Origin of the sequence: Streptomyces sp. NBC_01142 (genome assembly GCF_026341125.1) — a bacterium.
GTDB lineage: Bacteria > Actinomycetota > Actinomycetes > Streptomycetales > Streptomycetaceae > Streptomyces.
Window position 1 is genome coordinate 1,550,653 of sequence record NZ_JAPEOR010000002.1, and the last position, 21,698, is coordinate 1,572,350.

General features: G+C 70.7%; 16 protein-coding genes and 1 tRNA gene. 5 read left to right on the forward strand and 12 right to left on the reverse strand.

All coding sequences use genetic code 11. The features are described from left to right. Window positions 1–7: 7 nt before the first annotated feature. Together OG883_RS24560 and lepA are read right to left on the reverse strand one after the other, a co-directional pair. A complete protein-coding gene (locus OG883_RS24560) occupies window positions 8–1,897 on the reverse strand; it encodes a long-chain fatty acid--CoA ligase (RefSeq protein ID WP_266544681.1) in 1,890 nt (629 codons plus the stop codon). A gap of 279 nt (window positions 1,898–2,176) precedes the next feature. Beyond that, window positions 2,177–4,042 carry a translation elongation factor 4 gene (lepA, locus tag OG883_RS24565; RefSeq protein ID WP_266544683.1) on the reverse strand — a complete coding sequence of 622 codons (1,866 nt, stop codon included), beginning with the start codon at window positions 4,040–4,042 and terminating at the stop codon, window positions 2,177–2,179. Window positions 4,043–4,253: 211 nt separating this feature from the next. On the opposite strand from lepA, the gene rpsT reads away from it, so the two are divergent. After that, entirely contained in the window at window positions 4,254–4,520 is a 267-nt protein-coding gene (gene rpsT, locus OG883_RS24570; protein ID WP_266544686.1) for a 30S ribosomal protein S20, read from the forward strand. Window positions 4,521–4,864: 344 nt separating this feature from the next. Here rpsT and holA read toward each other — a convergent pair whose 3' ends face one another. Beyond that, complete coding sequence (holA, locus tag OG883_RS24575) at window positions 4,865–5,854, reverse strand: DNA polymerase III subunit delta (RefSeq protein ID WP_266544689.1); 990 nt, start codon at window positions 5,852–5,854, stop codon at window positions 4,865–4,867. Between the two features lie 57 nt (window positions 5,855–5,911). Here holA and OG883_RS24580 point away from each other — a divergent pair, with 57 nt between their 5' ends. Further along, on the forward strand, window positions 5,912–6,166 hold the full coding sequence (locus tag OG883_RS24580; protein ID WP_266544692.1) for a hypothetical protein: 255 nt from the start codon (window positions 5,912–5,914) through the stop codon (window positions 6,164–6,166). On the opposite strand, the gene OG883_RS24585 is transcribed toward OG883_RS24580, so the two are convergent. The 6 genes from OG883_RS24585 to leuS form a co-directional block, all read right to left on the reverse strand. Then, window positions 6,163–6,942, reverse strand: coding sequence for an arylamine N-acetyltransferase (locus tag OG883_RS24585; protein ID WP_266544695.1), 780 nt, complete (start codon window positions 6,940–6,942; stop codon window positions 6,163–6,165). The genes OG883_RS24580 and OG883_RS24585 overlap by 4 nt on opposite strands. Before the next feature lie 301 nt (window positions 6,943–7,243). Beyond that, window positions 7,244–9,976 (reverse strand): ComEC/Rec2 family competence protein, encoded by a 2,733-nt coding sequence (locus OG883_RS24590; RefSeq protein WP_266544698.1) that lies wholly within the window; start codon window positions 9,974–9,976, stop codon window positions 7,244–7,246. Continuing rightward, entirely contained in the window at window positions 9,973–11,199 is a 1,227-nt protein-coding gene (locus OG883_RS24595; protein WP_266544701.1) for a ComEA family DNA-binding protein, read from the reverse strand. The genes OG883_RS24590 and OG883_RS24595 overlap by 4 nt, the downstream gene beginning before the upstream one ends. 108 nt (window positions 11,200–11,307) lie before the next feature. After that, a complete protein-coding gene (locus tag OG883_RS24600) occupies window positions 11,308–12,153 on the reverse strand; it encodes a DegV family protein (protein ID WP_266544704.1) in 846 nt (281 codons plus the stop codon). 134 nt (window positions 12,154–12,287) lie between these two features. Then, complete coding sequence (locus OG883_RS24605) at window positions 12,288–13,085, reverse strand: hypothetical protein (protein ID WP_266544706.1); 798 nt, start codon at window positions 13,083–13,085, stop codon at window positions 12,288–12,290. A gap of 241 nt (window positions 13,086–13,326) precedes the next feature. Beyond that, window positions 13,327–16,233: a leucine--tRNA ligase gene (leuS, locus tag OG883_RS24610; RefSeq protein ID WP_266544708.1), complete on the reverse strand. Its 2,907-nt coding sequence runs from the start codon at window positions 16,231–16,233 to the stop codon at window positions 13,327–13,329. A gap of 633 nt (window positions 16,234–16,866) precedes the next feature. Between leuS and OG883_RS24615 the strand changes: the two genes are divergently transcribed. Beyond that, window positions 16,867–18,267, forward strand: a complete 1,401-nt coding sequence (locus OG883_RS24615; protein WP_323180963.1) for a hypothetical protein — start codon at window positions 16,867–16,869, stop codon at window positions 18,265–18,267. Next, window positions 18,264–19,859: an NADH-quinone oxidoreductase subunit NuoF family protein gene (locus OG883_RS24620; RefSeq protein ID WP_266544714.1), complete on the forward strand. Its 1,596-nt coding sequence runs from the start codon at window positions 18,264–18,266 to the stop codon at window positions 19,857–19,859. Before OG883_RS24615 ends, OG883_RS24620 begins: the two co-directional genes overlap by 4 nt. Before the next feature lie 72 nt (window positions 19,860–19,931). Here the strand turns inward: OG883_RS24620 and OG883_RS24625 are convergent. Further along, window positions 19,932–20,004, reverse strand: a tRNA-Ala gene (locus OG883_RS24625). Between the two features lie 123 nt (window positions 20,005–20,127). On the opposite strand from OG883_RS24625, the gene OG883_RS24630 reads away from it, so the two are divergent. Beyond that, entirely contained in the window at window positions 20,128–21,306 is a 1,179-nt protein-coding gene (locus OG883_RS24630) for a glycosyltransferase 87 family protein (RefSeq protein ID WP_266544717.1), read from the forward strand. Here OG883_RS24630 and OG883_RS24635 read toward each other — a convergent pair. Next, window positions 21,275–21,508, reverse strand: a complete 234-nt coding sequence (locus OG883_RS24635; RefSeq protein WP_040916346.1) for a hypothetical protein — start codon at window positions 21,506–21,508, stop codon at window positions 21,275–21,277. The genes OG883_RS24630 and OG883_RS24635 overlap by 32 nt on opposite strands. A 3-nt stretch (window positions 21,509–21,511) precedes the next feature. Continuing rightward, window positions 21,512–21,685 carry a hypothetical protein gene (locus OG883_RS24640; protein WP_266549697.1) on the reverse strand — a complete coding sequence of 58 codons (174 nt, stop codon included), beginning with the start codon at window positions 21,683–21,685 and terminating at the stop codon, window positions 21,512–21,514. Window positions 21,686–21,698 lie beyond the last annotated feature (13 nt).

Here is a 21,698-nt window from a genome sequence, read left to right on the forward strand (position 1 = left end):
CCCGCCCCTACGCCTCGCGGGAGCCCGCGTACATCCCCTCGATCAGATCCTTGTACTCGCGCTCGACGACCGGCCTCTTCAGCTTGAGGCTGGGCGTCAGCTCACCGTGCTCGATGTCCAGGTCTCGCGGCAGCAGGCGGAACTTCTTGATGGTCTGCCAGCGCTGCAGGCCCTCGTTGAGCCGCTTCACATAGCCCTCGACGAGCTCCTCGGCCTGCCGGGAGGCCACCACCTCGGCGTACGGCTTGCCGTCCAGACCGTTCTCCTTGGCCCAGGCGAGGATGGTGGGCTCGTCCAGCGCGATCAGAGCGGTGCAGAAGTTACGGTCCGCGCCGTGCACCAGGATGTTGGAGACGAAGGGGCACACCGCCTTGAACTGCCCCTCGACCTCGGCCGGCGCGATGTACTTGCCACCGGAGGTCTTGATCAGGTCCTTCTTGCGGTCCGTGATCCGCAGATAGCCGTCCGCGGACAGCTCTCCGATGTCCCCGGTGTGGAACCAGCCGTCGGACTCGAGGACTTCGGCGGTCTTCTCGGGCAGGTTGTGGTAGCCCTCCATGATGCCGGGCGAGCGCAGCAGGATCTCGCCGTCGTCCGCGATGCGCACCTCGGTGCCGGGCAGCGGCTTGCCGACCGTGCCGGTGCGGTACGCCTCACCCGGGTTGATGAAGCTGGCCGCGCTCGACTCGGTGAGTCCGTATCCCTCGAGGATGTGGATCCCGGCGCCGGCGAAGAAGTAGCCGATCTCGGGCGAGAGCGCGGCGGACCCGGAGACCGCGGCGCGCAGCCGCCCACCGAAGGCCTCGCGCAGCTTGGAGTAGACGAGCGCGTCGGCGACCTTGTGCTTGGCGGTCAGCCCGAAGGGAGCGGAAGACTGGCCCGTACGGCGGAAGTTGTCCTGCGCCGCCTTGGCGTACTCGCGCGAGATTCCGGCCGCCCACTGGAAGATCTTGTACTTGGCGCCGCCGCCGGCCCGCGCCTTGGCCGCGACTCCGTTGTAGACCTTCTCGAAAATGCGCGGCACGGCGGCCATGTACGTCGGCTGCACAATCGGCAGATTCTCGATGATCTTGTCGACCCGGCCGTCCACGGCGGTGACATGCCCGACCTCGATCTGCCCGGAGGTCAGCACCTTGCCGAAGACGTGCGCCAGCGGCAGCCAGAGGTACTGCACATCCTCCGTGGTGACCAGGCCGGTCGCGGCGATGGCCTTCGCCATGTACGACCAGTTGTCGTGCGGCAGCCGCACACCCTTGGGCCGGCCGGTGGTGCCCGAGGTGTAGATGAGGGTCGCCAGCTGGTCGGCGGTGATCGCCTTGACCCGCTCCTTGACGGCACCCGGGTGCTTGTCGAGGTACTGCGCGCCGCGCGCCTCCAGGTCGGCGAGCGAGAGCACCCATCCCTCGGGGTCGCTCTCGTCCGGCTGCACGTCGGCCGCGTCGATCACCACGACATGCTTCAGGTCCGGCAGCTCGGCCCGTCGCTCACGCGCCTTGGCCAGCTGGGAGGCGTCCTCGGCGATCAGGACCCGGCTCTCGGAGTCGGAGAGGATGTACGACGACTCCTCGGCGTTGGTGGACGGGTAGATCGTCGTGGTCGCACCGCCGGCGCACATCACGCCGAGGTCGGCGAGGATCCACTCGACCCGCGTGGAGGAGGCGAGAGCGACCCGGTCCTCGGGTTGCAGGCCGAGATCGATCAGGCCGGCCGCGATGGCGTAGACCCGCTCGGCTGCCTGTCCCCAGCTCAGCGACTTCCAGTCGTCGGGCCCCTGGCCGGACGCGGGGGCCACCGGATAACGGTAGGCCTCGGCATCCGGCGTGGCCGCGACGCGCTCGGTGAAGAGGGTCGCCACGGAGGGCGGTCGGTTCTCGATCAGGGTCTGTGTGTCGCTCACGACGTCCTCCGGGCCTGCGGCAGTACTGCACGACTGGCTGGTTGTTTAACTGGCGAGTAACCATCGAGCCGTGATCAGGGTAGAGCGCCCGGGACCTGCGCGTAAGAGTCTGCGGGCTGCCGCTTCATAACGAACGGGACGCCGTCCCGAACGGTGAAGCCACCGGTGGGTGTATCGCACAATTATCGGACAGTGCCTCCACACGAAATCCGCAAGCACACAGAAAGCGCCCGCCCGGAGACCGGGCGGGCGCTTCCGCGGAGCATGCGGACGGCTCGGCTACTTCTTGGCCTTGCCGCTGTCGTCGCTGGACAGCACCGCGATGAAGGCCTCCTGCGGGACCTCCACGCTGCCGACCATCTTCATCCGCTTCTTGCCTTCCTTCTGCTTCTCGAGCAGCTTCCGCTTACGGGAGATGTCACCGCCGTAGCACTTGGCGAGGACGTCCTTGCGGATGGCGCGGATGGTCTCGCGGGCGATGACGCGGGAGCCGATGGCCGCCTGGATGGGCACCTCGAACGCCTGCCGCGGGATGAGCTCGCGCAGCTTGGCGACGAGCCGTACGCCGTACGCGTAGGCGGCGTCCTTGTGCGTGATGGCGGAGAAGGCGTCGACCTTGTCGCCGTGCAGCAGGATGTCGACCTTGACCAGGCTGGAGGCCTGCTCGCCGGTGGGCTCGTAGTCCAGGGAGGCGTAACCGCGGGTCTTGGACTTCAGCTGGTCGAAGAAGTCGAAGACGATCTCGGCGAGGGGGAGGGTGTAGCGGATCTCCACCCGGTCCTCGGAGAGGTAGTCCATGCCGAGGAGGGTGCCGCGGCGGGTCTGGCAGAGCTCCATGATCGAGCCGATGAACTCGCTGGGAGCGAGGATCGTGGCCCGCACGACCGGCTCGTGGACCTTGTCGATCTTGCCTTCGGGGAACTCGCTCGGGTTGGTGACCGTGTGCTCGGCGCCGTCCTCCATGGTCACGCGGTAGACCACGTTGGGGGCGGTGGCGATCAGATCGAGCCCGAACTCGCGCTCCAGCCGCTCGCGAATGACGTCCAGGTGCAGCAGCCCCAGGAAGCCGACACGGAAGCCGAAGCCGAGGGCCGCGGAGGTCTCCGGCTCGTAGACCAGCGCGGCGTCGTTGAGCTGCAGCTTGTCCAGGGCGTCGCGCAGCTCGGGGTAGTCCGAGCCGTCCAGCGGATAGAGGCCGGAGAACACCATCGGCTTGGGGTCCTTGTAGCCGCCCAGTGCCTCGGTGGCGCCCTTGTGCAGGGAGGTGATCGTGTCACCGACCTTGGACTGACGGACGTCCTTCACGCCGGTGATGATGTAGCCCACCTCGCCGACGCCGATTCCGTCGGCCGGGGTCATCTCCGGCGACGAGACACCGATCTCCAGCAGCTCGTGCGTGGCGCCGGTGGACATCATCCGGATGCGCTCGCGCTTGTTGAGCTGCCCGTCGACGACACGCACGTACGTCACGACACCGCGGTACGAGTCGTAGACCGAGTCGAAGATCATCGCGCGGGCGGGCGCGTCGGCGACGCCGACCGGGGCGGGGACGTCGCGGACCACACGGTCCAGCAGGGCCTCCACGCCGACGCCGGTCTTGGCCGACACCTTGAGGACGTCCTCCGGCTGGCAGCCGATGAGGTTGGCGAGCTCCTCGGAGAACTTCTCCGGCTGCGCGGCCGGCAGGTCGATCTTGTTGAGGACCGGGACGATGGTGAGGTCGTTCTCCATCGCCAGGTAGAGGTTGGCGAGGGTCTGCGCCTCGATGCCCTGCGCGGCGTCGACCAGGAGGACCGTGCCCTCGCAGGCCGCGAGCGAACGGGAGACCTCATAGGTGAAGTCCACGTGGCCCGGGGTGTCGATCATGTTGAGGATGTGGGTCTTGTCGTGACCCTCACCCTCGGTGGGCGCCCAGGGAAGACGGACCGCCTGGGACTTGATCGTGATGCCGCGCTCGCGCTCGATGTCCATCCGGTCGAGGTACTGAGCGCGCATCTGCCGCTGATCGACCACCCCGGTCAGCTGGAGCATCCGGTCGGCAAGGGTCGACTTGCCGTGGTCGATGTGGGCGATGATGCAGAAGTTGCGGATCAGCGCCGGGTCGGTACGGCTCGGCTCGGGCACGTGGCTGGGGATCGCGGGCACGCAGGGTCCTGATTCTTGGAGACGCCGGGTCGGTACGGCTCGGCTCGGGTCGATGTCGGATCGATACGTAGGCTCTATCGTCCCACGGGTACGGGACTGCGCTCGGTTTGGGCCGCTCGAGGGGCTACTGGTAGCCTGGGCAGCTGTGTCTCGTGCCCTCTCATGCGCGAAACGCAACCTCAAAGATCATCGAACCTGAAAAGGCTCTTTCGTGGCGAACATCAAGTCCCAGATCAAGCGGAACAAGACCAACGAGAAGGCGCGCCTGCGTAACAAGGCCGTCAAGTCGTCGGTCAAGACCGCGATCCGCAAGGCCCGTGAGGCTGTCGCTTCCGGTGACGTCGAGAAGGCCACTGTGGCCGTCCGTGAGGCGTCGCAGAAGCTCGACAAGGCCGTCTCCAAGGGTGTCATCCACAAGAACGCCGCCGCCAACAAGAAGTCGGCGCTGGCCATCAAGGTTGGCTCCCTCAAGGGCTGAACCTCTTGAATGTCGCCGGTAAGGACCCAGCGGGCCCTCTCTCCCGCTCCTGACCGGCACCCCGCGCCGCACACCGAACGCGTTCGCCACGCGGGTGCGGCGCACCCAGTTCTACGGGTTTCCGGGTCACATCCCAGACCCCGCCGAAAGCCCCGTCCTCGTCCTTCCCCAGGACACCGGACCGGGGCTTTCGTGCTGCCTGGGGGGACCCGGGGGACGTCGGCCGGGTAACTCGGGGGCCGCACCCGCCCACGCCCCCGCCCCCGGTTACGGGAAGAGGTGGGCAGGGGGATACGGGAAGGGGTCAGGCAGGGATACGGGAAGGGTCGGGCGGGGCGAAAGGCTCAGCTGCGGCCCGTGCGCGCCGCGCGGGCGATCGCCACGACCGCCTTCTCCAGCGCGTACTCCGGATCGTCGCCGCCACCCTTGACGCCCGCATCCGCCTCGGCAACCGCGCGCAGCGCCACCGCCACCCCGTCCGGGGTCCAGCCGCGCATCTGCTGCCGGACCCGGTCGATCTTCCACGGCGGCATGCCCAGCTCGCGAGCCAGGTCGGCGGGCCGGCCGCCCCGCGCGGAGGAGAGTTTCCCGATCGCCCGCACGCCCTGGGCCAGGGCGCTGGTGATCAGAACCGGGGCGACCCCCGTCGACAGCGACCAGCGCAACGCCTCCAGCGCCTCGGCCGCCCTGCCCTCCACCGCACGGTCGGCGACCGTGAAGCTGGAGGCCTCGGCCCGCCCCGTGTAGTAACGCCCGACGACGGCCTCGTCGATCGTGCCCTCGACGTCCGAGGCGAGCTGCGAGACCGCGCTGGCCAGCTCCCGCAGATCACTGCCGATGGAGTCGACCAGGGCCTGGCACGCCTCGGGAGTCGCCGACCTGCCCAGCGCACGGAACTCGGACCGTACGAAGGTCAGCCGCTCCGCGGGCTTGGTGGTCTTGGGGCAGGCGACCTCGCGGGCGCCTGCCTTGCGGGCAGCGTCCAGCAGGCCCTTGCCCTTCGCACCGCCGGGGTGGAGCAGGACGAGGGTGATCTCCTCGGCCGGGGCGTCGAGGTAGGCCTTGACGTCCTTGATCGTGTCGGCGGAGAGGTCCTGCGCGTTCCGCACGATGACAACCTTGCGCTCGGCGAAGAGCGAGGGACTGGTCAGCTCGTCGAGCGTGCCGGGCTGGAGCTGGTCGGAGGTGAGGTCGCGTACGTCGGTGTCGGCGTCGGCGGCCCGGGCGGCAGCCACGACCTGCTGCACGGCACGGTCGAGGAGCAGGTCCTCCTGGCCCACGGCGAGCGTGACGGGGGCGAGGGGATCGTCGGTCGAGTTCTTCCTGGTGGCCATCGCGGTCCAGCATCCCACGGGGCACTGACACTCCCGTACGTACCGGAGAATGTGCCCGTGAGCGATGTGAGACACGTACTTGTACTGCCCGACCGCGACGCCGCCGAGGAGGTGGCTCAGGAGCTGGCGGGCCGCTTCGGGGTGGCCGAGGAGCCCCAGCTCGTACGCGATGCGCTGGCCGGCGAGGACGATGCCGAGGACGCGCAGTGGCTGGTGGTGGTGGAGGACGAGCACCGGCGTCTCGACCCCGCGGCGCTGGACGAGTTCGCCGCGGAGTACGAGGGGTGGCTGGAGGTGCCCGACACCGCTTAGATCTCCGTTGGCTCGGGGGTGGGCGGCACGCGGTCGAGCAGCAGCCCGAAGTGGTCGCGGTAGGCCGCCAGGACCGCGGCGTCGTCGGCCAGCGGCTGCTCCTGGCGCTCGCCGTGCTCGGTGGTGACCAGCTTGCGCCCGCTGAGCGTGATCCGGCCCTCGGGGGTGAGCCGGGAGCAGACGACGGACTGGGTGAAGTGCGAGGCGGGCGAGGTGCGGTGCCACCAGGCTCCGGCCGTGAAGTCCGCGAGGGAGCGCGGTCGTGTCTCGAGGCGGAACTGCGGTTTCCCGTCGCGGTAGACGTCCAGATCCCCGAGCTCGGGACCCTCTGCAATCCGGAACGTACCGGCCGGGTCCTGCTGATCGCCGCGCTCGTCGAAGGCGAGGGGGTAGTGACTGTGGTCGCCGAAGCCGACGTCGGCCAGCCAGGAATGGGAGGAGTCCGCCGTCTCGACGCGCAGTGCGAGATGGTCGTACGGGATGCCGAGCTGTCCTCCCGGACCGAAGACTCGGGCCTGGAGGAGGGTGACGGTGAAGCCGAGGTCGCGCAGCAACGCGGCGAAGGCGCCGTTGAGTTCGTAGCAGAATCCGCCGCGGCGGGCGTCCACAACCTTGGCGAGGAGCGGCTTCTCCTCCAGCACGATGTCCTCGCCGAGGTGGATGGAGAGGTTCTCGAAGGGAACTGTCTGCAAGTGGCGAAGCTGCAGGTCGCGCAGGGCAGCGGCGTCGGTGCGTGCCGGGCGGGTGGCACCGATCCGGCGGAGGTAGGCATCCATGGGAAGAGTCTCGCGCGGCGGTGGCCCGCAAGCCATGCACCTCTGGTCCTAGACCTTACGACCGAGGCGCCAGGGGCGGGTGCGCCGCCGACGTTCGGATCATGACGAATGAGGAGTCGGCGCCGCCGCGCGGCCGGGAACAGCCCAGGCAGAACGTGTCGGCCAGGCGGGAGTTGATGCGGGCCGGCGAGTGGCTCGACGGACGTCGGGCCGCTGAGAGGCGGCGCGACGACCTCCGTGCCCGGCGCCGGACCGGGACGGGCGTAGAGGTCAGGCTCCGGGCGGGGGCGAGGGGCGAGGCCTAGGCGAGGTCCGGGTTCAGGTTCGGGTTCGGGTTCGGGTTCGGGGCGAGGGTCCGGCTTCGGGCCGGGTTCGGGCCGGGTTCGGGGCGAGGGTCCGGCTTCGGGCCGGGTTCGGGGTCGGGTTCGGGTTCACGTCCCCGCCGTTTGGCCGGATGCCGGACCGGGACCGCCCGCAGGTCTCGGCCGCCTCCTGTCACCGCGATCGCTCCGTCCGTGTCCGTGCGCAGCACCACCGCTCCCCCGGCGCGCAGCGCGGCCACGGTACGGGGAGAAGGATGGCCGTAGAGGTTGTCCCGGCCGCAGGAGATCAGGGCCAGGCGCGGGCGCACGTCGTGCAGCAGACCGGGGTGCTGGTGGGCGGAGCCGTGGTGGGCGACCTTGAGGACATCGATCGGCGGGAGCGCCGGGTGGGCACGCAACAGTCCTCGCTGGGCAGGTGGTTCGAGGTCGCCCAGGAGCAACAGCGTCGGACCACCCTCGATCCGTACGAGCAGCGTGACGCTTGCGTCGTTGGGACCTTCCGGGGCGGAGCCCGAGCCGGGGCCGGATGCCGCGCGGGGCCAGAGCACCTGCCAGGCGAGCCGTCCGACCCTGCGCCGCTCCCCCTCTCCCGCGTGGATGACAGGCACCCCGGCCGCGGCAGTCGTTCTCCGTACGAACAGGCTCTGTTCGTACGGCTCGTCGAATGTCGTCGTCTGAACCGCGCCGACGGTCCTGCCCCGCAGTACCCCTGGCAGCCCCCTGACGTGGTCGGCATGGAAGTGCGTGAGCAGGACGAGAGGAATCCGGGTGACGCCCAGGTCGCGCAGACAGCGGTCGGCGAGCTCCGGGTCGGGCCCCGCGTCCACGACCACCGCCGCACCGTCGCCCGCCGCGAGCACCGTGGTGTCTCCCTGTCCGACATCGCACATCGCGTACGTCCAGCCAGGCGGCGGCCAGCCGGTGATGACCCTGGTGAGCGGGGGTGGGCGTAGTACGGCGAGCAGGACCAGCAGAGCGCAGACAGCGGCCGCCCAGGGATGGCGCGGTAACCGGCGGGCGAGGAGCACGACCACGACTGTGATCGCGACGAGTAGCAACCCGCCGCGCCAGCCGCCCGGCCAGTCCGCCTCCGCCCCTGGCAGTGCCGCCCCGGTCCGGGCGACGGAGGCGAGCCACCCGGCGGGCCACCCCGCACAGCGGGCCAGTAACTCGGCGACCGGCATCGCCACCGGGGCCGTAGCGAGCGTGGCGAAGCCGAGGACTGTGGCCGGGGCGACCGCGAGTTCGGCGACGAGATTGCAGGGGATCGCCACAAGGCTGACCCTGGCCGCGAAGACGGCCACCACGGGAGCGCACACGGCCTGTGCCGCGGCGGCCGCGGCCAGCGCTTCGGCGAGCCGGGGCGGTACCCCTCGCCGTTGCAGCGCCGCGCTCCAGCCGGGAGCGATGGTGAGCAGGGCACCAGTGGCCAGCACGGAGAGCAGGAAGCCGTAACTGCGCGCAAGCCAGGGGTCGTACAGCACGAGCAGCAGTACGGCGGCAGCCAGCGCGGGGATGAGCGACCGGCGGCGTCCGGTGCCGATGGCGAGCAGCGTGATGAGCCCGCAGGCCGCGGCCCGCAGCACGCTCGGCTCGGGCCGGCACACGATCACGAAGGCGAGCGTGAGCGCTCCTCCCACCAGTGCCGTTCCTCGCAGGGTGATGCCCAGCCGGGGTGCGAGGCCCCGTCTCTCGGCCAGCAGTGCGGTGCCCGGCGGTCCGATCAGCAGGACGAGCACGATGGTCAGATTGCTTCCCGATACGGCCAGCAGGTGCGTGAGGTCCGTCGCCTCGAAGGCGTCCTTGAGGTCCGGCGGAATCCGTGAGGTGTCGCCGACGACCAGTCCGGGCAGCAGGGCGCGGGGGTCCGGGGCCAGCCCGTCCGTCGCCTCACGCAGCCCGGCGCGGAGGTCCCCGGCCGTGCGCTGGAGGGTGGTCGGCGGGCCGGTGATCCGTGGCGGACCGTCTCCCCGCGGCCGCAGTACGGCGGCGAAGCGGTCATCCGCGTCGAGCGGGGGCGCGAGCCGTCCGGTCAGTCGCAGCCGGGTGGAGGGCAGCAGCCGCTGCCACTGCCTTACCGCACCGCCGGACGGCACGATCACCAGGACCGGCGTCCGCGCCCGGGTGACCGCCCCGCCGGGAGCAGTCACCCGGGTCGCCTCCGCGTCCAGCACGACGAATACGCCCGCCATGTGGTCGCCACGGATCCGGGGGCTGATCGGCCGCGGATCAGAGGTGACCGTCAACTCGACGGTGACCCGCGCGTACTGGCGGGCGAGAATGGGGAGCGGCCCACGCCGCAGATCCACGCCATGCAGTCCGGCCGAGGCCGCGCCCGCCGCGGCGCACAGCAACACTGCGGCGGCTGCAGTGCCGTTGAGGCGGCGGCGACGCTGTACCGCAGTGCCTCCCGCCACCAGGGCCGTGCCCGTTCCGATCCGCACCGCGCGCGCCATCGCCGAAGCCGGTCCCGATGCCAGTCCCGGAATCAGTCCCGGAATCCGCCCCAGTACGAGTAACAGCGCCGCCATCACGAGGCAGGCCGTCACTGCCACGGCCGTCCACCACCCCCGCGCACCCAGCGCGAGAGCCGCCGCGCCCCAGGCCGCCAAGGCCGGCGGCAACAGGCGCAGGTCTGCCGGTCCCTCCTGCCGCGGGTCGGCAGCACCCAGCCGATGACCCGACGCGGCATGAACCGCCGGGCGCATCATGGCTGCACCAGGGGCTGGAGGTCCGCGAACCGACGGTCACCGATGCCGTCGACCTCGCGGAGTTCGTCGACGGACCGGAAACCCCCCTGCTGGGTGCGGTAGTCGATGATGTGCTGGGCAAGTACGGGACCGACCCCGGGCAGGGTCTCGAGTTGTTCCACGGTGGCAGAGTTGAGGCTCACCGGCCCCGTGGGCTGCGTGCCGCCCGCGCCCGATCCGGTGGCTGCCGGTACGGGCGGCGCGGGAACTCCCACCACCACCTGCTCGCCGTCCATGAGCAGCCGCGCCCGATTGAGACCGGTCAGATCCGTCCCGGCCCTCACACCTCCGGCCGCCCGCAGTGCGTCGGCGACCCTCGATCCGGCGGGCAGACGCTGGATGCCCGGATGCCGCACCTTGCCGCTCACATCGACGACGATCCGCCCGCCGGGCCCCGCGTGGGACGGCGGCAGCCCCGGCGAAGGCTGTGGCTGCGACTGGGGCTCCGGCGTGGCCGCGCCCTGCTGGACCAGCTGCGGGGCACGTACGGGTTTCGGCCACCCGGCCCAGAAGTGCTGGACCGCGAAGACCGCGGCGATCACCAGAACGACGCCCAGCGCGGCGAGAGTTCTCGGCTCGAGCCCGCATCTGAGCTGCACCCACAACGGCAACCGTTCCCGCAGCGCGAACCCTGCCCGCTGCCGCACCCCTGCCCCGAGGCTCGGGCTCGTGCCCGTGCTCGTACCCGTGCTCGGGCTCGGGCTCGTACCCATGCCCAGGCCCGTGCCCGTGCCCGTCCCGGTGCCCGTGCCCGTCCCGGTGCCGGCAGCAGGGCCGGTTACAGCGCCGATGTCCGCAGCCGCGCCCCCGCGCGCCGCGGTACGGAAGCGCCCAACAGCCCCGTCAGGACCACCATGCCCGTCCAGCACAGCCCCACCCGCCGGGCGTGCTGGGACGGCCTCCCCGCCCCCACCCCGCGGCGCACCGTCGAACAGAGCGTCCGCACGCCGGCGAAGGGCGGCGACCGATGCGGTGGACGCATGTCTGCCGCGCAGTCGGCCCGCGCGGCCCGAGCCGACGGGACGGCTTGCGTCACGGCCGGCGTCACGGCTGGGGCCGGAGCCACTGCCAGAACGGGAACCACGGCGGTGGCCGGAGCCGGAGCCGCGGCCGTGACGGGCGCGGCCGTCCGAGGCCGGGGCGCGGCCCGGGCCACTGGTTGCGGAGCGTGATCGGAGAGCCATGCCACAGGACGGTAGGCACCTTCGCCCGACCCCGCTGAGCAGCCCCAATTTCCGTGGACAACCACCCTGTTGTGGACAACTCGGTCACCCTCCCAGGTGACAGCTGCCTCAGCGCGGCGAGATCACGGCCCCCAGCAACCCCGGCCCGGTGTGCGCCCCGATCACCGCGCCGACCTCACTGACATGCAGGTCGACCAGACCCGGGACCCGCGCGCGCAGCCGCTCCGCAAGCGCCGCGGCCCGCTCCGGGGCTGCCAGATGGTGGACCGCGATGTCCACACTGCCCGTACCGGCACAGTCGGCGACAATCTCCTCCAGCCGGGCGATCGCCTTCGAGGCCGTACGCACCTTCTCCAGCATCTCGATCCGACCGCCGTCCAGCTGCAGCAGCGGCTTCACCGCGAGCGCCGAACCCAGCAGCGCCTGCGCCGACCCGATGCGGCCGCCGCGGCGCAGATAGTCCAGTGTGTCGACGTAGAAGTACGCGGACGTGCCCGCGGCCCGCTTCTCCGCGGCGGCCACCGCTTCGTCCAGGGTGCCGCCGGCTTCCGCCACCTCCACGGCTGCGAGCGCACAGAAGCCGAGGGCCATCGCGACCATCCCCGTGTCCACCACGCGCACCGGCACCGAAGCGTCCTTGGCGGCCAGCACTGCTGCGTCGTACGTTCCCGAGAACTCGGCCGACAGATGCAGCGATACGATCCCGGTCGCACCGGCCTCCGCGCGCGCCCGGTATGCCGCGGCGAACACCTCCGGGCTCGGCCGCGACGTGGTCACCGGACGCCGCTTCTGCAAGGCCAGCGCCAGCGAGCGGGCCGAGATCTCGTTGCCCTCCTCGAGCGCCTGATCGCCGAGAACGACGGTCAGCGGCACCGCGATGATGCCGTGCCGCTCCATCGTCGGTGTCGGCAGGTAGGCCGTTGAATCGGTGACGATCGCGACATGGCGGGACATGAGCGGGAGGTTACCCGCCGAGGCCGCCGCACGGCAGCCCGGCCCCTTACCAATGATCGCGTCGCCCCGGCCGGCGCATCGCCGACAGGCCGCGGGCAGGCCGACCGGCGATCACTTCGCGGCCTGCCTGCGGGTCAGTTCGTGGTCTCCGGCCGGGCCGTCTTCTGCCACGGGTAGGTCTGCTGCCGCGGATCACGCGCCGTGATCGCCTGCGGCTGCCCCGCCGCCTGCGACTCGGACGGGGACTCCGGCCACGTCTGCTCCGCCGCGACGGCGCCCGGGCCGGCCCCATGGGCCCCGTCCGTCCGCCCGGCCTCCGGCCAGGACGGCGGCTCGGCCTGGGCAGCCGGCACGCCCGTACCCGCATCCGCGCCCAGCCCCGTACCCTCGGTCGACCAGTGCCGCAGCGCACCCGCCTCCATGTCGATCTGGGTGCTCAGCGAGTCCAGGTCATCGTCCGCGAACTTACGCGCCCGGTCCCGCGCCGCCCAGCGGAGCGACTCGGCGGAGTGCGTGATGCGCTCGGTGCGCTCACGCAGGCTGGGCATCAGCGAGGCCACCTTCGCCCGGTCCGGCTCGCGCTCCAGCCGCTTGAGCTCGTCGTCCAACTCGTGCCCGTGCGCGCTCAGCCGCCGGAAGAGAGCCAGCGACTCCGACAGCGAGGCGTCCTCCGCGACGCCCGCGTGCAGCGCGTCCTGCGTCGCCCTCATCGACGTACGCAGCGCCAGCCTCAGCTGGGCAAGCTCGCCGCCCACGCCGACCTGTCCGAAGCTCTTCGCCCGCAGCGTGGTCTCTTCGACAGTGCGTCGCGCCTGGGTGACTGTGCGCTCCACACCTCGCTTGGCCGATTTGACGACCTTCACGGTCACATACGCTCCCAACGCAACAAAGGCGACAAAAAGCAGTGCCAGGATGATAAGCACGGCGGTCATGAGCGCCCTCCAGCGTCGGTTGTGGTCCCTCCACCGTAAACGGAACGGGCAGGCCGAGGGTTCCATCGGAACCCCCAACCTGCCCGTAGGGGAAGACCCGGAAAGCCTGCACGGCTTCCCACCCGCTGCGTCCCGTCAGGCGGGGACGGCCAGCCGGAACGACCAGCCGGAAGGACACGGCGGCAGCGACCAGCCGCGGGACACGGCGGCAGCGACCAGCCGCGGGACACGGCGGGAGCGATCAGGCGGGAACGATGTTGACCAGCTTCGGCGCCCGCACGATCACCTTGCGGACACCCGCGCCACCCAGCGCCGCGACGACCGCCGCGTCACCCAGCGCCAGCGCCTCCAGCTCCTCGTCCGCGATCGACGGAGAGACCTCCAGCCGCGCCTTGACCTTGCCCTTGATCTGCACCACGCAGGTCACGCTCTCGTCCACGACATACGCCGGGTCGGCGACCGGGAAGTCCTGGTGCACGACCGAGTCGGTGTGCCCCAGCTTGTGCCACAGCTCCTCCGCGATGTGCGGGGCCAGCGGAGCGACCACCAGCACCAACTGCTCCGCCACGTTCCGCGACAGCGGGCCGCCCACCTTGGTCAGGTAGTTGTTCAGCTCGGTGATCTTGGCAATGGCGGTGTTGAAGCGCAGGCCCGCCAGGTCCTGTCCGGCGCCGTCGATCGCCTTGTGCAGGGCGCGCAGCGTCGCCTCGTCGGCCTCGGTGTCGACGACCGTGACCTCACCGGTCGCCTCGTCGACGATATTGCGCCACAGCCGCTGCAGCAGCCGGTACTGGCCGACAACGGCCCGGGTGTCCCACGGCCGGGACACATCCAGCGGCCCCATCGCCATCTCGTACAGACGCAGGGTGTCCGCGCCGTACTCCGCGCAGATCTCGTCCGGAGTGACGGCGTTCTTCAGGGACTTGCCCATCTTGCCCAGCTCGCGCTTGACGGGCTCGCCCTCGAAGAAGAACTTTCCGTCCCGCTCCTCGACCTCGGTGGCAGTCACCGGGAAGCCGCGGCTGTCCCGGTAGACGTACGCCTGGATCATGCCCTGGTTGTACAGCTTGTGGAACGGCTCGACCGAGGAGATGTGCCCCAGGTCGAACAGCACCTTGGACCAGAACCGGGCGTACAGCAGGTGCAGTACGGCGTGCTCCGCACCGCCCACGTACAGGTCGACACCGCCGTGCGGCCGTCCCTCGCGCGGTCCCATCCAGTACTGCTCGATCGCGGGGTCGACCAGCTTCTCGCTGTTGTGCGGGTCCAGGTAGCGCAGCTCGTACCAGCACGAACCCGCCCAGTTGGGCATGGTGTTGGTCTCCCGGCGATAGCGCTTGACGCCGTCGCCCAGGTCCAGCTCCACATGGACCCAGTCCTCATTGCGCGACAGCGGCGTCTCCGGCCGGGTGTTCGCGTCGTCCGGGTCGAAGGTGCGCGGCGAGTAGTCGTCGACCTCCGGCAGCTCCAGCGGCAGCATCGACTCGGGCAGCGCGTGCGCGATGCCGTCCTCGTCGTAGGCGATCGGGAAGGGCTCACCCCAGTAGCGCTGCCGGCTGAACAGCCAGTCACGCAGCCGGAAGTTGATGGTCCGCTCGCCGATGCCGCGCTCGGTCAGCCACTCGGTGATCTTGGCCTTGGCGTCGGCGACGCCCAGACCGTCCAGCGAGATCTCGTCGTTGGCGGAGTTGATCGCCGGGCCCTGCCCGCCGAAGGCCTCGCCCTCCCAGCCCTCCGGCGGCTGGACGGTACGGATGATGGGCAGGTCGAAGGCCTCGGCGAACTCCCAGTCGCGCTCGTCCTGACCGGGGACGGCCATGATGGCGCCGGTGCCGTAGCCCATCAGGACGTAGTCGGCGACGAAGACGGGGATCCGCCCGCCGGTGACCGGGTTCACGGCATAGGCGCCGGTGAAAACGCCGGTCTTGTCCTTGTGCTCGGTCTGGCGCTCGACATCGCTCTTCGTCTGGGCCTGCTTGCGGTACGCCGCGACGGCCTCGGCCGGAGTGGCGGCACCGCCGGTCCAGGCCTCCTTGGTGTCCTGCGGCCACTCGGCGGGGACGATGGAGTCGATCAGGCCGTGTTCGGGGGCCAGCACCATGTAGGTGGCGCCGAACAGGGTGTCGGGACGCGTGGTGAAGACCGTGATCTGCGCGCCGTCGATCTGCGCGCCGTCGTTGCCGCCGACCTGGAAGTGGACGCGCGCACCCTCGCTGCGGCCGATCCAGTTGCGCTGCTGCAGCTTGATGGCGTCCGGCCAGTCCAGCGCGTCCAGATCGTCCAGCAGCCGGTCCGCGTAGGCGGTGATGCGCATGTTCCACTGACGCAGCTTCGACTTGAAGACGGGGAAGTTGCCTCGCTCGGAGCGCCCGTCCGCGGTCACCTCTTCATTCGCCAGTACGGTGCCCAGCCCCGGGCACCAGTTGACGGGAGCGTCCGAGGCGTATGCCAGCCGGTATCCGCTCAGCACGTCGGCACGCTCGGCGGCGCTCAGCTCGCTCCACGCGCGCGCGGAGCCCGGCACCGCACGCTCTCCGCTCTCGAACTGTGCCACCAGCTCGTCGATCGGACGGGCCTTCTTGGCGTCCTGGTCGTACCAGGAGTTGAAGATCTGCAGGAAGATCCACTGGGTCCACTTGTAGTACTCCGGGTCGATCGTCGCGACCGACCGGCGCTTGTCGTGGCCCAGGCCCAGCCGGCGCAGCTGGGCCTTCATGTTGTCCATGGCGGCCTCGGTCGACACGCGGGGGTGCGTGCCGGTGGCGACCGCGTGCTGCTCGGCGGGCAGGCCGAAGGCGTCGAAGCCCAGGGTGTGCAGGACGTTGTGCCCGGTCATGCGCTGGTAACGGGCAAAGACGTCGGTGGAGATGTAGCCGAGCGGGTGCCCGACGTGCAGGCCCGCGCCCGAGGGATACGGAAACATGTCCATGACGAACTTCTTGGGCCTGGCGGCCAGGGCGGAGTCCCCGGCCAGGTCGCCGCTCGGGTTCGGCGCCTCGTAGGTGCCCTCGGCGTCCCAGAAGTCCTGCCAGCGTGCCTCGATGTCGGCGGCCATGGCAGCGGTGTAGCGGTGCGCCGCGGTCCCCTCTGCAGCGATGGGGGTACCTCCCGCGCCGGAGGCTGCCGGGGAGGGATTCGTCTCGCTCATGATCCTTGAAGCTCCATCGATTCGTCTCTGCCAGTGGATTCGAAAACGAAAAAACCCCTCGCACAGGAGGGGACGCCGCGCCGATTCCAACCGGATCTTTCATCCGTCGGGACTGATCAGCGCGGCTCACTAAGCAGAAGGCGTACGGCACGCATGGCGTCAGGGTACCGCAGCGAGCGAACCGGGCGCATAGGGGAATCCCGGCACGGCCCGCAGGGGGCACCTGGTACGGACCTCCGGGGCTTCCGGTTTGGACCACAGGAGCATCCGGTACGTACCTCTAACAGCGTCCGGTCGGCCGTCGGCGAGCCTCGGGTCCATTCCGCAAGGAGCACGAGTACGCCCCGTCGAGCGCCCGGCGCACGCCCCAAACGGCAGGGGTTACTCCGCGTATCGCCCCTATCCAGGGCAACCCCAGAGTCAGTTGACTGTGCTTCCGCTCTCTAAACGCCAAAACGTCGTACTGTTCGGTTTGGGTCGACCTAGCATGCGTCAACGGGACCGCTTTCCCGCACCATTCGGAGTCGCCCCATGAAGCCTCATCGCAAGACGCGTTCTTCGCCCGCGCCGAGTACCGGTCTGAGTCGCCCGGTACAAGGCGGACTGTCCGTAGCGGCGTTGGTACTCATACCCGTGCTCGCTATCGGAGGAAGCGACAGTTTCCGCGCCGCGCTCGACTTCACCACCGGGGTTCTCTCCCTGGTGTCTTTGACCGCATCCATCGCGTGGGGTCTGATCGCCACCGACCGGCTGCTGCTCTCCACGCGCCACCGCCTGCTCGCCCAGGGCATCCACCGGACCACCGCGATCGCCTCGCTCGGCTTCCTGTTGCTGCACGGCACCGTGAAGGTGTCGCTGGGGCACGTGGAACTGCTCGGCGCCCTTGTCCCCTTCGGACTCGGTATCACCGGTACGTCCAGCCTGATCGGCTTCGGTTCGCTGGCCGGCTTCCTCATGGTGATCGCCGCCACGACCGGTGCACTGCGCAGTGCCCTGGCCGGCAACATACGCGCAGCCGGCCGCTGGCGGCCGCTGCACATGCTGGCCTACCCGGCCTGGTGCTCGGCGCTGGTCCACGGCCTGTACACCGGTCGGCCCGCCGCGACCTGGGTCGTGGTGATGTACTCCCTGGCACTCCTCGGAGTCGCTGTCGCCGTCTCGGTGCGGCTGATGCCGCGTCCGGTGCAGCGGCGTATCGCCAACAAGATCATGTCCCTGACCGGCGCCGGTGGCGCGGCGGCGGAGGAGCAGCGGCAGCGCGATCTGGCCGTCTCCCCGCTTCCCGGCACGACGGGCCTGACCGGACCGGCCGACCTGAACGGCAGGAGCGGCAGGAGCGGCATGAACGGCATCCCCTCGCAGCGCCCGTACGAGCAGGAACTGCAGCGCGAGACACCCCTCGGCCAGCCGCGCACGCAGCCCCGCCGGCTCGCGGCCCCCGCCCCGCAGCTGTACGAGGCCCCGCCGCCTCCCACGCCCGAACCGATCGTGACCGGTGCGGATGCCGGTGCGGGTGTCGGCACCGGCACCGGCCTCGGTGCCGGCCTCGGTGCCGGTCCCGGCCCCGGGATCGCCGCGGCCTACCGCGCGGTCTCCCTCGCCGGCGAGCAGGGCGCCCCGCTGGCCGAGCGTGTGCCCATGACCGAGGAGATTCCCGTCGTGTCCGAATCGGGCCCCCCTCCGGGCGGCCTGTGGCCGACCCCCTCACCCCCGCCGCCCGCGCAGGCGCCGGCCGTGCCCGCCGTGCCTCCCTCGTACGACACCCCTCCCCCTCCCCTCTTCGACACAGCGCCCTCGTACGACGCCCCTCCCGCCTACGACCCCTCCACCGCTTACGCCCCCTCCCCGTCGTACGACACCCCCTCGTACGACGCTCCTTCCCCCTCGTACGACCCCCTCTCGTACGACACACCCTCCCCCTCGTACGACACGGGAAGCTTCCCGGCGTACGACGACACCGCGCCCATGCCAGGGCCCCTCTTCCAGCCCCCGGCCGGAGAACCCTGGCACGCACCTGCAGGAGACCGACCGTGAACACCCCTCTCCCCGATGTCCCCGAGGTCCGTGTCGTCGGCCTTCCCCAGCTGACACAGGGTTTCGACCTGGTGGAACGGCTCGACCTCGCCATGCACCTCAAGGTGCACGGACCGCTCGAACCCGTGACCGGTGAGCTGCTCGCTCAGCTCGCCGACGACATATCCCTGACCGGGCGCGGCGGCGCGGGATTCCCGTTCGGCAAGAAGCTCCGCGCCGTCGCCAAGTCCGCCATCCGGCGCGGCGTGCGGCCCGTCGTCGTGGTCAACGGCAGTGAGGGCGAGCCCGCCTGCCGCAAGGACACGGTGCTGCTCAACCGCGCGCCCCACCTCATCCTGGACGGCGCTCTGCTGGCCGCCGAGGCGCTGGGCGCGCGCACCCTGGTCGTCGCGGTCACCCGCAACTCCACGGAGGTCTCCATCCGCGCCGCACTGGCCGAGCGCGGACTTTCCGACCGGCGCGGGCAGCAGCTGCGTGCGCGGGTGGTCCGTACCCCCGAGCGCATGGTCTCCGGTGAGGCCTCCTCCGTCATCCGCGCCGTGAACGGCGGCCCCGCCCTGCCGCCCGGCCGACGTGAGCGCGCCTCGGACACCGGCGTCGGCGGCGCCCCGACCCTGCTCTCCAACGCGGAGACGTTCGCGCAGCTCGCCATCGGCGCCCGCATCGGCCCCCGCCGCTACGCCCACACCGGTCTGGACACCGAGCCGGGCACGGTCATGCTGACGATCTCCGGCGCCGTCGCGCGCCCCATGGTGGTGGAGGTCCCCACGGGCGTACCGCTGCGGTACGTCCTCCAGCTGGCCGGCGCCCCGCCGCTGCCCCAGGGCGTCCTGACGGGCGGCTACCACGGCAACTGGATCGACTCGGTCGCCGTCCAGGAGGCCGTCGTCTCCAAGGCGTCCCTGGCCTCCGTGGGCGGCGCCCTGGGCGCGGGCGCAATCCTGCCGATCGGCCCCGAGACCTGCCCGCTGGGCGAGGCGCTGCGCGTGGCCAACTGGCTGGCCGCCGAGACCGCCGGCCAGTGCGGACCCTGCAAACTGGGCCTGCCCGCCGCGGCCGGCGGTCTGTCCGACGTCATGAACGGCGGCGGCCCGGCCGCTCTGGAGGCGCTGCGCGAGGTGACCCAGGCGGTGAAGGGCCGGGGCGCGTGCAAGCACCCCGACGGTTCCGCGCGCTTCTTCGCCTCGACGCTGTCCGCGTTCACCGACGACCTTGCCGCCCATGTGCTTGACGGCGGCTGCGGACGCGAGACGATCGGCGTGCTGCCGCTCCCCAGCCCCGGCTACGAGGAGGCGGAAGAGTCGATTCCGAGCGGTGAGAAGGTCGCTGTGGACTGGACGCTCTGCCAGGGCCACGGACTCTGCGCGGACCTCATCCCCGAGCTGATCCGGCTCGGCCCCGACGGCTACCCGGCGGTGGCCGACGCGACCGTTCCGATGCATCTGCGGGGCCGCGCCCAGCGGGCCGTACGCCGGTGCCCCGCGCTGGCGCTCCGTATCGAACAGGCACCGGCCGACCGGGCCCCCGCGCCCGCCGGTCGCCCCGCCCTGCCCGGCAGCAACCGCAAGGCCCTGGGCAGCGGCCGCAGTTGACGGACACCCCCCGCACACAAGGAAGCGGGCCACCCGATCGGGTGGCCCGCTTCCTTGTGTGTACTGCTTCTGTGGAGCTAAGGAGAATTGAACTCCTGACCTCCTGCATGCCATGCAGGCGCTCTACCAACTGAGCTATAGCCCCGTGCGATGTGTCGTCTTGCTGGAAGGTTTCCCCCTCGGCGACGTCGCCAACATTAACGCTCTCTCCGGCGCATCACCAAATCGTTTCCGGTCTGTACGGACTAGGCCGGTAACGTCCCTCTTCGTGACCGTGATCGCACTGTCCAGTTCTCGCCGGCCGACCCTCGCCGCAGCCTCGGTCTGTCTGCTCTCCTTCACGGTTTTCTGGATGGCACAGCGCGCCGCCGACGTGTCGATGATCGACCTGATGGTCTACCGCGCCGAGGGCGAGTCCGTACGCGCCGGAGCGGACCTGTATGCGATGCGCGCCACCGAGGCGAACCTCCCGACGACCTACCCGCCGTTCGCGGCACTGCTGTTCACACCGCTCACGCTGCTCGACGTCCCGGCGATGTGCACCCTGGCCACCGCCGGGAACCTGCTGTTGCTCGTCGCCTTCGCCGGCCTCTCGCTGCGGGTGACCCACCCGCACGCGGACCCGCGCGCGGCGACGCTCTGGGTGGCCGCGGCCGCCGTGTGGTGCGAGCCGGTGTGGACGACGCTTCGGTACGGCCAGATCAATCTGCTGCTCGCGGTCGCCGTGCTCTGGGACCTCACCCGTCGCGCGGGCCACAGATGGGCGGGCGCCGGCATCGGGTTCGCCGCCGCGGTGAAGCTCACTCCCGCGCTCTTCGCGCTCTTTGTGCTGATCACAGGGCTGGTACGGGCCCGGCGGGAGGGCTGGAACCCATGGCTGCGCCGGGCCGCGACGGCGGCCGCCGTCTTCGTGGGCACGACACTCGCGGCCGCCGCCGCCCTTCCGTACGACTCGCGCCGCTTCTGGACCGGGGCGGTCTTCGCCGCCGACCGCGTCGGCCACGCCGAGGACACTGCCAATCAGTCGCTGCGCGGGGTGCTCGCCCGGCTGCTGCACACCCCCGATCCGGGGATGTGGTGGGCGGCGGCGGCCGCTCTGGTCGCCGCGGCCGGGCTCACCGTGGCCGTGCGGGCGTCGCTGCGCGGGGAGCGGGGCCGCGCGATCGTCACCTGCGCCGCCACGGCGCTGCTGATCAGCCCGGTTTCCTGGTCGCACCACTGGGTGTGGTGTGTGCCCATGGTGCTGTTCCTGGTGGCGCACGGCGCCCCGAGGGGTGCGGCCGTGGTGGGGCTGGTGTTCTGTTCGTACGCCCTGTGGTGGGTTCCGCACGGTCCGGGACGGCTCGAACTGGCCCAGCACGGGGGCCAGATGGCGCTGTCGGCCCTCTACTCGCTCACGGCGGCGGGCATCCTGCTCATGCCGTGGCGAACGAGTAGAACCGTTTGAGGGTGCAGTGCTCATCGAGGAGACGCCCGTAGATCGGCTCCCCCTCGAGCTCCCGGTAGGTCTCGATGGGGTCGCCCTTTATGATCAGCGCCCGCGCGCACTCCTCGCACCAGTACTGGTACTCGGGATTGATCGGGTCCATGTCCCGGACGATAGGCGTACCACTGCCGCACCAGTCACATTTCCGCCTGTGTGCACCCATCACTCAGCTCCAGCTGTGGCCGCAGGCCGTGCACACGTAGGAAACCCCGCCGTTGTCGCCGAGGACTTGGGCGACATGCCCGGAACCGCAGGACGGGCAGCTGAGACGAGCGCGTACCTCCGCCGTGACAAGCAGTTCATCGGCCTCATCGGCCTCCTCGCTGCTGCTGGCGGACATCGTGCTCTCCCTC